The sequence below is a fragment of the Ruminococcus turbiniformis genome (genome assembly GCF_020687545.1).
Classification (GTDB): domain Bacteria; phylum Bacillota; class Clostridia; order Lachnospirales; family Lachnospiraceae; genus Mediterraneibacter; species Mediterraneibacter turbiniformis.
Map to the genome: position 1 here is coordinate 1 of NZ_JAJEQX010000036.1, position 14,517 is coordinate 14,517.

A 14,517-nucleotide genomic window follows, 5' to 3' on the forward strand; every position below is an offset into this window, starting at 1 on the left:
TACATCCTGGCTGACCCGTCCGCAGCTTGGTACAATTGGAAAGAATCACATTCAGAGCAGTTCAACTTTACTTAGAACTGCTCTTTTTGTGTCTGCTCTGAATCTGATACTTTCCTAATGAATTATACCAGAAATGAATTTGTATTCCAACGGAATTATCTGCGGAATGGCCGCAGCATTTCCGGGACTGTAATGACAGGAGCGGGCTGGATCTTTCTTCTAAAGGGAAGGAAACTGCCCGGCAGTTCCTTTCCCGAAATCCTTTATTCTTTTGTAGCGTTATCTGGATCAATCACCCTGCAGGAGTCTTTCCCATATACGACACCTAGGCAGTGATATCCGTCCCATGATATATGTATAGTTCCGATGTCATCGACGTTTATTACCGTACCTTGGGTTCCCTTTGGAATTTTTGTGTAGGGATCATCCATGCGGATCAGTTCCACACGGATTCCCGGCGGAAAAGTATTCCTGAGCTTTGCAAGGTTTTCCTGGCTTATTTCCATTTCTTTGTCTCCTGTTCACTTTTCATGCGTCTCTGTGCTGGCATCAGCCACAGAGAGAGGTTGGATTTTCTGTTTGTTCCAAAGAAGTCTCCGGATGGAAGTTTTTGCCGTCCTCATAGCCTTGTGCGGAAAAACTGCGGAAGTTTCCAGGATTCAGATTTGCATAAACCCCGCCATTACGCAGGGAAGCTGCCGCCTTTTCTACTTCCTGGGGAACAGTAAGGACAAGCCCCCAGCCTTCTTCGTGTTGTTTGTTCTGACTCTGGAAGGATTCATAAAGACCGGCGGCAAAACCTGCACCATAGGCATTGCAGAGTTCCCGCAGCTGCGTCCCGCTATAAATCTTCTTGTACTTCTGGCGAAGCTCCTGGCAATGTGCCAGGATGTAATCATAAGCGTACAGAAAGATGCGGGAACACACCTCATAATCATCTTCTAGGCCAATAAAGCCGATGGTTGCCGTTTTTGTGCGCTTTATCCGACTGTAATATGCCTTGCAGCAATAATGTGGGGCAATCACGGCAGAAAGCTCCACCGCCCATTTGTTTGTCATTTTTGTGCAGCTGGCTCTGATTGTTTTCCGGATCACTTTCTGTTCCTTTGCATCCAGTACATCTTCCGGACGCAGCTTATGCGTTGCCATGAGCTCACGGGCTTTTAAAAGAGCTGCTTTTGCTTCATGCTCATTCGGGCTTTCTGATAATGCCAGTAGTTTTGCAATTCGATCTCTGATATTCATAAATAATCTCCTTCTTTCTCCATGGGACACGGGACTGTCGGACAGCCCCTGTCCCCAAAATCATTATTCAGCGAAAACCGTAAGCGGTATTTAAGAGATCTTAGCCAGAAACTCTGCTTCTGACAGAATGGTTATGCCTAAAGACTTGGCTTTCGCCAGCTTGCTTCCGGCTTTTTCTCCGCAGATGAGATAATCCGTTTTGCTTGTTACAGAGCTGCCCGGCTTTGCGCCAAGCGACAGGATCTGGTCGTTGATCTCTGAGCGGGTAAAGTTTTCCAGCTTTCCGGTTGCTACGATTGTTTTTCCTGCAAATACATTGTCTTTTGTCATAGTGGTTTCTTCCTTTCTTTCTTCAAATGTAAATTCTTTCTGTAACGTGTCCCAGAGCGCCAGATTTTCTTCATCCGCAAACCAGTCGTGAATGTTCCGGTTCAGTGTGGCGCCAAAATCCTCTAACTGCGTGAAATCATAGCCATCCACAGCAGCCGCTTTGAAAGTGTCCAGATTGCCGGAAAATACGGTATCCAGCACCCGGCTTTTTGTGCGGCCAACCATGGGGATATCCATGCTGACAAGATAACGGACAAAAGAGGTGTGCCGGCTGGCTTCTATGGAGTTCCAGAGCCGGTCAAAGGACTTCTCCCCGAATCCATCCAGATGGATGATTTCCTCCCGATGTGTATCCAGATGGTAGATATCCTGGAAAGTCTGAAGATATCCCAGAGCCAGGAACTTCTCCAGCGTAGCTTCCTTTAACCCTTCAATATTCATGGCTTTCCGGCATACGAAATGGACGAATTTTTTCAACTGCTGGCTTTCACAGGCCGGATTACTGCAGTGTACGGTTTCAATAATCCGTCCTTTTTCTGCAATCTTCCGATGAACTTCTGTAGAAGCGCCGCAGCACGGGCAGGTAGCAGGTGCTGCATCCAGATAGTCTCCACGGTCCAAGTTCTCCTCTACATGGGGAATGATCATGTTCCGTTTGGATACCAGGATACGGCATCCCGGCACCAGCTCCAGTTCCCGGATAAAGGTGAGGTTATGAAGCGTGGCCCTGGATACGGAGCAGCCGTCAATCTCCACTGTGTCAAAGACTGCCACAGGCGCCAGTTCCCCGAAGCGGGAAGGCGTCCATTCGATACTCCGGAGGATAGTCTCGTAGGTTTCATCCTCGAATTTGTAGGCAAGCCCGTCCTTGTAGTGGTGTCCGGTCCTTCCGCAGCTTGCGGAATATGCCAGGTCATCGAAGATCAGTACCATTCCATCAATGGGAAGATCCAGTGTTTCTGCCTTTTCCATCAGGTCCTGGATACGAAGATCCAGATATTCCGGCGAAATCTGATCCGGATTCAGGGGAATATACGGGCAGGAACCAAAGCCCAGCTTTGATAACTGGTACAGGCGTTCCTCCCGGCTGTTGCTGTTTTCTCCCTCATCCAGCCCTTCCAGTACGTTGAATGGGAGGAAGGTGACACAGCGGCCTTTGCAGTTCTCCGGATCCAGACTCCGCACAGATCCGGCAGCCAGGTTCCGGGCGTTTTTATAAGGTTCCCCGTTTCTGTCCCGGAGTGTGGTGTTCAGCCGTTCAAAATCCTTCTTGTGTATGAAGGCTTCTCCGGTGACAACCAGCCGCTCTTTGTAAGCAACCGTGAGCGGCACATTCTCAAAAGCGGGAATGTTATGAGTGATCTCTTCACCGGTCTCACCGTCTCCTCTGGTGGCTGCCTCTTTGAGCCTGCCGTTTTCATAAGTGAGTTTTACGGTCAGCCCGTCCAGCTTCAGCATGAGCAAAGCTGCGTGACTGCCGCAGAAACGGCACAGATCCGTTACCTGCTTTGTCTTGTCCAGAGATAAAAGCGGATGCGGGTGCGGCACTTTTTTCAGCTCACTGACCGGCGGATAGCCGACTGTCTGGGTAGGGGAATTGGAGTAGATGATCCCCGTTTCCGCCTCCAGCTTTGTCAGTTGGTCATACATCCGGTCATACTCGACATCGGAAATTTCCGGTACGTTCAGGTTATAGTAAGCGTGCCGGTGATGATTGAGTGTCTGGACCAGTTCTTTGATTTTGGTTCCTTCATTCATGGTTCTGCTTCTCCTTTCTGTTACCATGTCCATCCGGAGCGCTGAAAAACAACCCTCCTTTCCTATGTTCAGGCATAAAAAAAGAGAATGACGCAAAATGTTCATTCTCTAACAGCGTGCAGTTTCTGCAAAATAAAAAAGCCAGAAGGTACTGCCATGATGGCAGAGTATCCCTCTGACTGATTACAAACCTAAACAGCGTGTGATTATCCTTTCCGGATAGACACAAAATATATGGTACAAATTTAGTATAACACTAGATATAGTAGCGGTCAAATAAAAAATAGCTTTACACACCTATATATAGCATAACAAATAAGCAGCACCCCTTTGTACGTCAGGTTTTGACAGAAAAATCCTCTTGACGAAAGAACATATGTTCGCCATAATAAGAGAAAAGGGAGGCGAACATGAGTTTGGAAAGAAGAAACGTTATTTTTCATATTGATGTAAATTCCGCATTTCTGAGCTGGGAAGCCACTTACCGCCTCCATCATTTGGGTGGGAAAGAGGATTTGAGGGAAAAAGTGTCTGCGGTTGGCGGTGATATGGCAATGAGGCACGGAATTATATTGGCGAAATCCATTCCGGCCAAAAAGTTCCATATAAAAACGGGAGAAACTATTCTGGAGGCGAAACAGAAATGTCCGGAGTTGATCCTGGTTCCGCCTAACTATGGGCTATATGAAAAGTGCTCCAAGGCATTTATGGATATCCTGCGCCGGTATTCTCCAGACGTAGAGCAATACTCGATAGACGAAGCCTTTGTGGATATGACAGGTACGGAAGGACTCTGGGGCGATCCGGTGACGGCAGCATACAGGATGAAAGATCAAATCCGGGATACGCTGGGATTTACCGTCAATATCGGGATCTCGGAGAACAAGCTGCTGGCCAAGATGGCATCAGATTTCCAGAAGCCAGACCGGGTGCATACGCTGTGGCATAATGAGATTGAAGATAAAATGTGGCCGCTTCCGGTGAGTGATTTGTTCTTTGTAGGCAGGGCGACTGCAAAAAAGCTGTTTAACCTGGGGATCCATACCATAGGGGAACTGGCCCATGCGGAGCCGCATCTGCTGAAAGTCCATCTGAAGAAACATGGGGAAGTCATCTGGGCGTTTTCCCGCGGAATGGATGTATCTGTTGTTCAGTCCGAAGCTCCGGCGAATAAAGGGTACGGAAACTCCACCACCATTGCCTTTGATGTAACGGATGCGTCCACTGCGAAGCTGGTGTTGTTGGCGTTGGCGGAGACGGTGGGAACCAGACTGCGGGCAGCAAAGGTGCGGGCGGAAGTGATTGCTGTGGGAATCAAATCTCATGACCTGCGTTATGCCAGCCACCAGATGACGCTGCGGAACACTACGAACATTACCATTGAGATCCATCGCTGTGCCTGCCAGCTTTTTGACCAATTATGGGACGGGACAGCCATCCGGCATCTGGGGATCCACACCAGCCGGGTAAAGGATGGGTTCAACATGCGCCAGTTGGATATGTTTGACACGACAGATTATGAAAAGCTGGAGAAAATGGATGCTGCGGTGGACCGGATCCGTGGACGGTATGGGATTGACTCGGTGAAGCGGGCGGCATTTGTGGGAAGTCCGATTGACCACATGAGCGGGGGCATCTCAAGGGAAAAAAGGACTGTTGATTATAAGAAAGTCAGGGTAAACTAGAGGTGAAGAAGTATGAGTATGGGAATAGGTACAAATACACAAAATCCCGATGAGGGGGAGTTGAAAAGGGATTTAGAAAAGATTGCCTGCGGTGTCTGGTTTACAAGCACCGGATCCGTCATGCCCAAATTGGTCAAGTACCAGGATGATGAAGGTCTGCTTCATACGATCAGTCAGATCCATGTACTGACACAGGAAAAGAAATACTACTGCGGCATCCCCATCCAGGAATACCGGTGCAGTACAGTTCTGGGAAATCAAGAGTATCTATTCCGGCTGTATTATTATCTTGAGGAAAATTGCTGGAAGATCAGCTGGGAAGGAATATAAGCCTGCAGGCGAAAGGAGAAAAAACTGATGTGTGGACGTTATTATGTGGATGATGAGACTGCCAGAGAAATTGAGAAGCTGGTGCGGGATCTGGATAGGAAACTGCAGATAGAGCGCACCGGAGATGTAGTCCCTTCGCAAAATGCTATGATCCTAAAGGGGGAGGGAAATCATCTGGCTGCAGAACAGATGAAATGGGGCTTTCCAGGGTTCGAGAAAGGAAAGCTGCTGATCAATGCAAGGGCAGAGAGTGCCATGGAGCGCAGAACCTTCCAGGACAGTGTGCAGCACAGGCGCTGCATCATTCCGGCTAAAGGCTTTTATGAGTGGAACAAAAGCAAGGAGAAATTTTCATACGAGCGGAAGGACGCACCGGTTCTTTTCATGGCAGGGTGCTATAACTGGTATGAGGATCAGGAAAGGTTTATCATTCTGACAACGGAAGCAAACCCTTCCGTGGCGCCGGTCCATAACCGGATGCCGCTGATCCTGGAGCCGGAGGAACTGAAAGACTGGGTGCTGGATGATCAGGCAACAGAGTATTTGCTGCATAAGACACCGGTTCTGTTAGAGGTACACGCAGAGTATGAGCAGATGAGGTTGTTTTAGTATGTCTGGGACTAGAGATATGCTGAAAATCCAAGTGATACTTTCATACTAAGTCTACCAGCAAGTAAAATGGTATCTTCTCAATATCTTTAACAAACGGTATAATTGAAACGAGGAGGTGCCATCGTGAAGGAAAAAATATACATCATTGAGGATGATCTTACTATACAGACACAGTTGAAAACCTTATTGTCAGGCAATGGGTATGAGGTTGACGCTGCAACTGACTTTTCAAGAATAATTGAGCAGTTGAAGGCATTTGCACCCCATCTGGTTTTGCTGGATATAAAACTTCCTGGAAACAGCGGATTTGAAGTCTGTTCACAAATCCGCAGCTTCTCCGATATTCCCATAGTGTTTGTGACAAGCAGCAACACAGACATGGATGAATTGAACAGCATTATGCTGGGCGGGGACGCTTTTATTACAAAGCCGTATAACACGGCAATCTTGCTGGCGAAAATTGCTTCCCTGTTGCGGCGGGCATATGCTTCTGGGCAGACCGAGGTACTTTCATGGAACGGCACAGATTTACATTTGGAAAGCGGCTTTATAGAATATAGCGGCCGGAAAGCCGATTTGACAAAAAATGAGCTAAAAATACTCTACTATCTTTTTAAGAACGCAGGAAAAATATGTCCTCGCAGTGATATTGTGGATTTCCTTTGGGATAATCAGCTCTATGTGGATGATAATGCCCTAAGTGTGAATATAACCCGTATCCGTGAAAAGCTGGCGTCCATTGGATTGACTGACTTTATTAAAACAAAGCACAGGCAGGGGTACACATTATGAATGGTAAACAATATCTGAAAAATCAGCTACCTGTCATTTTAATCAATCTGCTGGGTATGCTTGCCCTTGCCCTGTTTTTAATTGCAAGTGGTAATAGTATTCAAACTGTCCTATTCATTCTGGTTGTCTGGCTGATTGTCCTTTTTTCCTGTCTGCTGTTTTTCTATTTCTCCCGAAAAAAATATCTGGATAAACTATTGGATATGACGGAGCAGTTAGAAGAACGGTATTTGCTGCCGGAAATCATGCAGGAGCCGGAAAAAGCCGATGAACAGGTATTCTACCAGATTATGAAGATGGCTGAAAAATCTATGCTGGAACGGATTGGCGAGGTACAGAGGGAACGGAAGGAATATAAAGAATATATCGAACAATGGATACATGAAGTGAAAACACCGATTACAGCTATAAAACTGATTTGTGAGAATAACCGCTGTTCTTTTACCAGAGATCTGATGGCAGAGTTGGAAAACATCAACCGCTTTACGGAACAGGCTTTGTATTACGCCCGCAGTGAACATACGGAAAATGATTATTCTGTCCGTGAAATCAGACTTAGCAATGTGGTACATGGGGCAATCGCAGATAACAAATATCTTTTGCGCCAAAACAATGTGACAGTTACTGTAGATAATGTAGAATACAGCATATATTCCGATGATAAGTGGTTACGGTTTATTTTGGACCAGCTTATCAGTAATGCAGTAAAATACCGTATAGACCAGCCGGTTTTACATTTTTCTGCTGTAAAAGAGAATGATAGAGTTATCCTATCTGTTGAAGATGATGGCATAGGCATACCACAAAGCGATTTATCCCGTATTTTTGAGAAAGGGTTTACAGGACAGAACGGAAGGATAATTCACAGTTCTACCGGGATTGGCCTGTATCTATGTAAACGCCTTTGCGATAAGCTGGGAATAGGAATTTCCGCAAGCTCCGAAGGGAAAGGAACCACTATTTCACTTTCCTTCCGTATCAACGATTTTGTTACTGGAGTGCAGGGCTGATATGCTCTGCACTTCTTACGTTTTTGTAAGAACTGCGTAAGAAAACTTGATACAAAAAGGCATGGATACGGATTAAAATATAGGCATGAAAGATTTAGGAAGGCAGGAGAACACATGGAACCTATTTTGAAATTAGAGCATATCCAGAAATATTATGGCAATGAAGGAAATATCACAAAAGCCATTCAGGATATTAGCTTTTCTGTAGAAACAGGAGAATTTCTGGGGATTATGGGAGCGTCAGGATCAGGGAAAACAACACTGCTCAACTGTATTTCCACCATTGATACAGTAAGCGCAGGTCATATTTATTTGGAGGGGACAGACATTACAGAACTAAAGCCGAAATCTCTTGCCCGCTTTCGCCGGGAGAATTTAGGGTTTGTGTTTCAGGACTTCAATCTGCTGGACACACTGACAATCTCCGAAAACATTGCGTTGGCATTGGCAATCAACAAGACTCCGGCGAAAGAAGTGGAGCCTTGCATTATGGATATCGCCGGGAAATTGAACATCCGTGATATTCTGAACAAATATCCGTATCAGGTATCCGGCGGCCAGAAGCAGCGTTGTGCCTGCGCCAGAGCCATTATTAACAATCCAAAGCTGCTTTTAGCCGATGAACCAACCGGTGCATTAGATAGCCATTCCTCTCAAATGCTTCTGTCCACGATCCAAAGTATCAATGAGCAGATGGGGGCAACCATTCTCATGGTAACACATGATGCTTTCACGGCCAGCTATGCAAACCGTATTCTCTTTTTACAGGACGGAGAGATTTTTACAGAATTGCATAAGGGAAGCGACAGCCGGAGTGCTTTTTTTGATAAAATCCTGAATGTCCTTACCATGATTGGAGGGGGACAAAGCCATGTATGCTAAACTTGTATTAAGAAATGCGAAGCGGTCTGTCAAAGACTATCTGGTTTATATCGTAACCTTGACAATCTGCGTCACGCTTTTTTATTCATTCCTGTCCATTTCCAGCAGCTACTATCAGCCGGATATTGGGAGTGAATACAATTTTACGGTATTAAGTGACGGGATGAAAGTGGCTATTTGTGTGATCACCCTCTTCCTGCTGTTTCTGATACGGTTTGTCAACAACTATATGCTGCGGCGTAAGCAAAAGGAATTTGCGGTTCAATCTATCATGGGAATGGAACAGAAAACCGTTGGCAGACTGTTTTTTGCGGAAACCTTTGTGATGGGGATGATTTCGATTGCCATAGGAATTTTCCTCGGAGTGTTTTGTTCGCAGTTTATTACAGCAATGCTACTGACTTCTTACGGGAAAAGCTATGAACTAACATGGACGCTATTCCCAGATACGGTCTTGTTGACAATCGGTTTCTTTGTTTTTAGTTTTCTTGTGGTAGGGCTGTTTAACACCCGTACCATTCGGAAAACAAAAATCATAGATATGCTTGCGGCAGACCGGGAAAATGATCCTGCACTGAAAAAAAGCCGTTGGATTGTAATTGTAGCTATTTTATTTGAACTGTTCACGGTATGGATGTGCGTGACGGGAGTGCAAAAGGTCTGGTTCTATTATGACAGCCGTTTTGCTATGCCGGTTCAGATTATGTTCTGGGGCAACATTATTCTACCAGCAGCCACTTTATTTTGGTCTGTATTGTGGATACTCAGGAAGAAAAAATCAGGATTTCCTAAATTTGTTTTCGGACTGCTGATTTGCGCTGCCCTGAACGTCTGCATAGCAGCCAGCGTGCCGGCCTTAATCAATCGGTATTATCTTCCGCTAGGGGCTGGTACGGTCAACCAATATCTGCTATTTATTCTGGTTGATTTGATTTTTTTCATTTGCTCATTGATTTATCTTGCCAACAGCTTCATCGTTACATGGAAAGAAAAATCACCAGAGCATAGATACAAAGGTGAGAATCTGTTCTTTTTCGGCCAGGTTATATCAAAGCTGAATACCACCAGTAAGACCATGACGCTTATCAGCGTAACTCTTGTGCTTGCCATTTTCCTGTTTATCGCAGCACCAATTTTGACCGGCTGGGCTTCCGGCTATCTGGATATACGTTCCATGTATGACGTGCAGATTTCTTCCCGCTATAACGATGTATATGACGAAGAAAACCTTCCTCATGATAATTATGAAGTCGTAACTGACTATCTTGTGGAGAATGGCATTGAAACAGATTATGACTGCATATTCAGCCTATATCTTCCGAAGAAAGCTGATTTTCATAATCGGATAAAGTATGACTTTCCTATTGTGGCTATCTCGTTGAGTGATTACAACACAATTCGGGAAATGCTGGGATATGAGCCAGTTTCTCTATCGGAAAACGAGTTTACCACACAGTGGCAGACCATCGCCACTGAGGAAGAACGGAATAACTTTTTGGCAGAGCATAACAGCGTAATGACAGACGCCGGAGAATTGACTCTTTCCGCTCAGCCTTATTACGAGGAAGCAATCGGGGAAACAGCTTATAATTCTTATACAAATGTACTCTTTGTATTTCCAGACAGCATTTGTGAAAAACTGCTTCCGGTTATGCGGAATCGCTATATCACTACATCAGAAAATATCTCCTATCAAAATGCCCGTGAATTAGAGCAGGCTTTTTTGGAGGAGTATCCTGAGATTACAGAAACCGGTGTCAGCTATTCAATCCGTTTAAGCACCTTGCAGATCAACAGCACAAAGGCAAGTAATTTTGTCATGCAGGCCGCCATGCTATACGGTGCTGTCGTGTTGATGGTGATCTGCCTTACCATACTGTCTTTACAGCAGCTATTAGACGCCGGTAAGTACAAATACCGTTTTTCTGTACTACGAAAGTTGGGCGTTGAAGAACAACGGATAGGAAAACTTGTGCTAAAACAATTAGGCGTCTGGTTTGGACTTCCAATCATTGTAGCAATCATCGTCTCCACAGTTGTAATTGCCTACTTTATTCAAACTATAACAGCAGAAATTTCGGCATATATTGGATTTGGAGCTTTGATGGTACAGATTGGTATGACTGTAGGTGTACTGGTACTATTATTAGTTTGTTATTTTATTAGTACATGGGTACTCTTCCGACATTCGATTGATCCTTGATTTCTTAACAAAAACTGGAGGTGAAAGCATCGGTTATTTTCTGATTGTTGAATTTAAAGATACTGAAACCACTATTTTGCATCAAATTCTGTCTGTTATTAGAGGATACACTAAAATGGAGGAATACAAGTTAGATTTGCCAAATGAGACAATTTTTCCGGGGCTTTTTATTCTTCCAGATCAGCGCAGAATATTGGTGGAAGGAAACGAAATATATCTTACGCATCATGAGTTTGATATGATGCTGTTTCTGGCCAGACATCCAGGGCAGGTTTTTACCAGAGAGCAACTATATGAAGCGGTTTGGGATGACATCCCTGTGAGTGTGGATGCTAAAGTCGAGTGTATGGTTTACAGTATCCGGAAGATACTCAGGGCTTATACTGACAGGCAATACATCCAGACTGTCTGGGGAGTAGGATACAAATTCGATCCGAGAACATAAAAAAGAGCCGTCCGTGAGGGCGGCTCGAAATCATTTACTCTTCGCCAAGAAAATTGGGGTTTTCTATTCAATAAATATAAGAAAGCCGATTATTTCCCATGTGCAGTAAATCGTATGGTATTATGGGATAGAAAAAGTTTGAATAATGTTGTAAGATTTGAGCCTAAAAGTTGTGTATATAAGTGAACGAGGGCATATGAAAGAGAGGTGGGAACTAATGGATGACTCAAAGATAGTCCAGTTATACTGGGATAGGAATGAGCAGGCCCTTACCGCTACATCGGACAAGTATGGAAATTATTGTATCACGATTGCTAAGAACATACTGGGGAATAAAGAAGATGCCGAAGAATGTGTTAATGATACATACATGAGAGCATGGAACTCCTTGCCACCACATAGGCCTAATATTCTGTCTACATATCTAGGGAAAATTACAAGAAATTTATCATTTAATCTGTACAAACGCAATACCGCAGATAAACGGGGCGGTGGAGAAGTCCCAGTTGTTTTGGATGAAATCGTAGATTTAGTATCTGATACAGACGATGTAGAGAAAGAAATTGACCGAAGGGAACTTGTAAAAGCAATAGATGATTTTCTGGGAAAACTTCCGGCTGATAAGAGAAGTATTTTTATATGTCGATATTGGTATTTTGATAGTATTTCCAATATTGCATCCCGGTTTGGAATGACAAATAATTATGTATCAGTATTACTTAACCGCCTTCGTTTAAAACTACACAATTACCTTTTAGAGAGGGGATTCGAGATATGAGAAAAGAGGAATTTTGCGAAATTCTCGGTGACATCAACGAGAACTATGTAAAAGAGGCCAGAATAGAACGTAAGAACAAAAAAACTAGGCAGATGAAGGGGAAAGTTATGGTAGCGTGTTTATGTTTGTTCTTTGTACTACCATTAACTGCATTTGCGATTGAAACAATTCAGTATAATGCAGCGGTAGATTATCTTGAGTCTATTGGTATTTCTGTTGAAGATTTAAGTGATTATTCCCGGAAAGAAATAAAGGAAGCCGCAAAAACGATTGATGCAGGAGAAAATAGCCAGTTGACTGAAGAAATCCTTAACCTATTGCCAGATAACAAAGAAGCGATTGACGAGCCAACGCAGGTAACATCTGAGCAGATAAGAGAATTGACGCCAACCATGACAAGAGAAGAGGTTCTTTCATTTTTGGGTGATACGCAAGATATTGGCTCTGGAATTTATATATACGTTTACCAAGTAGATCAACAATATTTGCTTCGTATTCCTTTTGCAAATGATGAAGCACAATTAGGTGTTACAGGAGAAGATTTATTAAAAGCATTGTCCCCTATTTCTGGATAACTTTCCGAGGGAAGGGAGAATCTTTGTAAGGCCCCACTGTGCTATGGGAATGTAAACGGTCTCCATTACATCGCCTGTAATGAGGTGGAAGACTTGACTGAAGGATACCTGTCGGCAAACGTAAAAACATAAAAAGAGCCGTCCATGAGGGCGGCTCGAAATCATTTACTCTTTGCCAAGGAAATAGTCCACTTCCTTAGTATATTCTTTCTGTTCATCTGGAACTTGCAGCTCCAGTTCCGCAATCTGCCATTCCATCCAGTTACCATGTACAACAGCAGTAGCAGACCAGCCTTCCAGAAAGCTGTACTCCCGGTCGTCATCCTCTTGCTCCACTCCATCCAGAGCGCTTTCATAAGCAGCTTTCATTGCTGCGTACACTTCCTCGTAGTCGGTGCTGACGATGGGATCTGTCAGACCGTCTGCATACCCGTGTAAAACATAAATCTTTATCAGTGTATTTCCTTGCGTATTCTTGCAGACATTTGTCATTAGGCGGCCTCCTTTCCGGCATTCTCTCCCTCATAGCCAGGCCAGGTAATATGGCACTCACATTCGGTCAGCTCCGGATCGTGCTCTAAGGATGCGTAAACGGCCTCCCGCTCTTTGGCGGAATCATATTCCTTGTCCAGTTTAATGACTTCTGCCTGAATAAAGGGAGCGTTTGTATACGAGGCGGTAACAATGCCGTCCTCCATGACCAGCACCACACGGGGCGCCTGTTCTGGATGCGGGCGCAGTTTACCGTTTAGAATCTGTTTCTCGATTTGATCAATCACGTTCTCCATCGTAACACGGTAGGAAACATTGATGTCTGCCTGTTTCTCATACAGTTCATAGGCTTTGCACAGAATATCTGTCTCATGTTCCAGCGTCTGATAGGGAAGGTTGCAAAGCCCGGTTTCTTCCGTGCGCCGTTCTTCGCAGCACTCAATGAAATCCTGGAAAAAGCAGTGCTTTTTATAGATTTCATGGGCTTTCCGTATTTGTGGAAAGGTCAGTGTAAAGGTAAGCTCCTGCGGTGTTTCATTTCTGTCTATTATCATAGCGTTTGTTCTCCTTTCTGAAGGAGGGCTGCGCCTGGCAGCACAGCATCCTCCTGTTTCCTGTAAATCAGTAACGTTCCTCGTAAATCCAGGGGATGATCCTTCCATTCCCCGTCCTGGTAGACCTGTCTGGTCAAAGTATTATAGATGACCGGTGTTTTTTCAATATCCGCAAGGTCAGCGACCAGGCAGGTTTCCCGGTCAATATAGGGCCAGAGTGCCGCTTCAATCTCTTCTCGCAGCTTTAATGCCATTCGGTGGATTTTCGGTACGTCATAGTCCCTGGTGATACTTCTCCCGATTTCCTTTGGAATCCGGGAATGGTCAATGGCATCCTGCACCACGGCAGTCTGCTCATCCAGAGAGAAATCCGGATTGATCAGAAGATGGCGGCAGGCGACCAGGAGGACAAATTCCTGGACGCTTTCCCGGATTTGTGCCTTCAGCTCCTCATAAGGAACACGATATACGCTTTTTAAGGTTTCCAGAGGAACCCGTTCCCGGTTGAGCTTCAGGGTGGAGAGCAGCTTTTGCAGGCTGCTCCCCCGTTCATAAATGTCAGTCAAGCGCACATCACCTCAATCTCTGCCGGACGGCGTGCATAGGTCAAATGGTAAACGGTGTTTTCAGTTTCAAATACGACTCCGTCCTGCGATACTTCCAGGATCTGCTGGACCAGGGAGGTAGACAGCGACCGGACGCCCGTTATAATCCAGGCCCGCTCATGCAGACGCAGGGGCAGGCTGAGGGTGGCGGTCAGATGGGTATGTTTCTTTTTTACTGGCATAACCTTGATTTTTTCATTCTTCATAAATCATCACACTCC

Annotated in this window: 17 protein-coding genes; 10 read left to right on the forward strand and 7 right to left on the reverse strand. The window is 44.9% G+C overall.

Going from position 1 to position 14,517, the window contains the following annotated elements:
- Positions 1–263 precede the first annotated feature (263 nt).
- The 3 genes from LKD70_RS15465 to ligA form a co-directional block, all read right to left on the reverse strand.
- Positions 264–506 carry a DUF4314 domain-containing protein gene (locus tag LKD70_RS15465; RefSeq protein WP_227708776.1) on the reverse strand — a complete coding sequence of 81 codons (243 nt, stop codon included), beginning with the start codon at positions 504–506 and terminating at the stop codon, positions 264–266.
- 43 nt (positions 507–549) lie between these two features.
- Complete coding sequence (locus LKD70_RS15470) at positions 550–1,245, reverse strand: DUF2786 domain-containing protein (RefSeq protein ID WP_227708777.1); 696 nt, start codon at positions 1,243–1,245, stop codon at positions 550–552.
- 90 nt (positions 1,246–1,335) lie between these two features.
- Positions 1,336–3,333 carry an NAD-dependent DNA ligase LigA gene (ligA, locus tag LKD70_RS15475; RefSeq protein ID WP_227708778.1) on the reverse strand — a complete coding sequence of 666 codons (1,998 nt, stop codon included), beginning with the start codon at positions 3,331–3,333 and terminating at the stop codon, positions 1,336–1,338.
- Positions 3,334–3,743: 410 nt separating this feature from the next.
- Here ligA and LKD70_RS15480 point away from each other — a divergent pair, with 410 nt between their 5' ends.
- The 10 genes from LKD70_RS15480 to LKD70_RS15525 all read left to right on the forward strand — a co-directional run bounded on the left by LKD70_RS15480 (position 3,744) and on the right by LKD70_RS15525 (position 12,645).
- Positions 3,744–5,018, forward strand: coding sequence for a DNA polymerase Y family protein (locus LKD70_RS15480; protein ID WP_227708779.1), 1,275 nt, complete (start codon positions 3,744–3,746; stop codon positions 5,016–5,018).
- 12 nt (positions 5,019–5,030) lie between these two features.
- Positions 5,031–5,348, forward strand: coding sequence for a hypothetical protein (locus tag LKD70_RS15485; RefSeq protein WP_106789412.1), 318 nt, complete (start codon positions 5,031–5,033; stop codon positions 5,346–5,348).
- 27 nt (positions 5,349–5,375) lie between these two features.
- Positions 5,376–5,957, forward strand: coding sequence for an SOS response-associated peptidase (locus LKD70_RS15490; RefSeq protein WP_227708780.1), 582 nt, complete (start codon positions 5,376–5,378; stop codon positions 5,955–5,957).
- A 126-nt stretch (positions 5,958–6,083) separates the two neighbouring features.
- Positions 6,084–6,752: a response regulator transcription factor gene (locus tag LKD70_RS15495; protein WP_227708781.1), complete on the forward strand. Its 669-nt coding sequence runs from the start codon at positions 6,084–6,086 to the stop codon at positions 6,750–6,752.
- Positions 6,749–7,762 (forward strand): sensor histidine kinase, encoded by a 1,014-nt coding sequence (locus tag LKD70_RS15500; protein ID WP_227708782.1) that lies wholly within the window; start codon positions 6,749–6,751, stop codon positions 7,760–7,762. Before LKD70_RS15495 ends, LKD70_RS15500 begins: the two co-directional genes overlap by 4 nt.
- A gap of 114 nt (positions 7,763–7,876) precedes the next feature.
- Complete coding sequence (locus LKD70_RS15505; RefSeq protein WP_227708783.1) at positions 7,877–8,644, forward strand: ABC transporter ATP-binding protein; 768 nt, start codon at positions 7,877–7,879, stop codon at positions 8,642–8,644.
- Positions 8,634–10,847: an FtsX-like permease family protein gene (locus LKD70_RS15510; RefSeq protein WP_227708784.1), complete on the forward strand. Its 2,214-nt coding sequence runs from the start codon at positions 8,634–8,636 to the stop codon at positions 10,845–10,847. The genes LKD70_RS15505 and LKD70_RS15510 overlap by 11 nt, the downstream gene beginning before the upstream one ends.
- Positions 10,848–10,962: 115 nt before the next feature.
- Positions 10,963–11,292 (forward strand): winged helix-turn-helix domain-containing protein, encoded by a 330-nt coding sequence (locus LKD70_RS15515; RefSeq protein WP_227708785.1) that lies wholly within the window; start codon positions 10,963–10,965, stop codon positions 11,290–11,292.
- A gap of 217 nt (positions 11,293–11,509) precedes the next feature.
- Entirely contained in the window at positions 11,510–12,070 is a 561-nt protein-coding gene (locus LKD70_RS15520) for an RNA polymerase sigma factor (RefSeq protein ID WP_227708786.1), read from the forward strand.
- Positions 12,067–12,645, forward strand: a complete 579-nt coding sequence (locus LKD70_RS15525; RefSeq protein WP_227708787.1) for an outer membrane protein assembly factor BamE — start codon at positions 12,067–12,069, stop codon at positions 12,643–12,645. The genes LKD70_RS15520 and LKD70_RS15525 overlap by 4 nt, the downstream gene beginning before the upstream one ends.
- A gap of 165 nt (positions 12,646–12,810) precedes the next feature.
- On the opposite strand, the gene LKD70_RS15530 is transcribed toward LKD70_RS15525, so the two are convergent.
- The 4 genes from LKD70_RS15530 to LKD70_RS15545 are packed head-to-tail and all read right to left on the reverse strand — an operon-like array spanning position 12,811 to position 14,502.
- A complete protein-coding gene (locus LKD70_RS15530; RefSeq protein WP_227708788.1) occupies positions 12,811–13,137 on the reverse strand; it encodes a hypothetical protein in 327 nt (108 codons plus the stop codon).
- Positions 13,137–13,691 carry a hypothetical protein gene (locus tag LKD70_RS15535; RefSeq protein WP_227708789.1) on the reverse strand — a complete coding sequence of 185 codons (555 nt, stop codon included), beginning with the start codon at positions 13,689–13,691 and terminating at the stop codon, positions 13,137–13,139. The genes LKD70_RS15530 and LKD70_RS15535 overlap by 1 nt, the downstream gene beginning before the upstream one ends.
- A complete protein-coding gene (locus LKD70_RS15540; RefSeq protein WP_227708790.1) occupies positions 13,688–14,257 on the reverse strand; it encodes a hypothetical protein in 570 nt (189 codons plus the stop codon). Before LKD70_RS15540 ends, LKD70_RS15535 begins: the two co-directional genes overlap by 4 nt.
- Positions 14,254–14,502 (reverse strand): hypothetical protein, encoded by a 249-nt coding sequence (locus tag LKD70_RS15545; protein ID WP_227708791.1) that lies wholly within the window; start codon positions 14,500–14,502, stop codon positions 14,254–14,256. The genes LKD70_RS15540 and LKD70_RS15545 overlap by 4 nt, the downstream gene beginning before the upstream one ends.
- Positions 14,503–14,517: the final 15 nt, after the last annotated feature.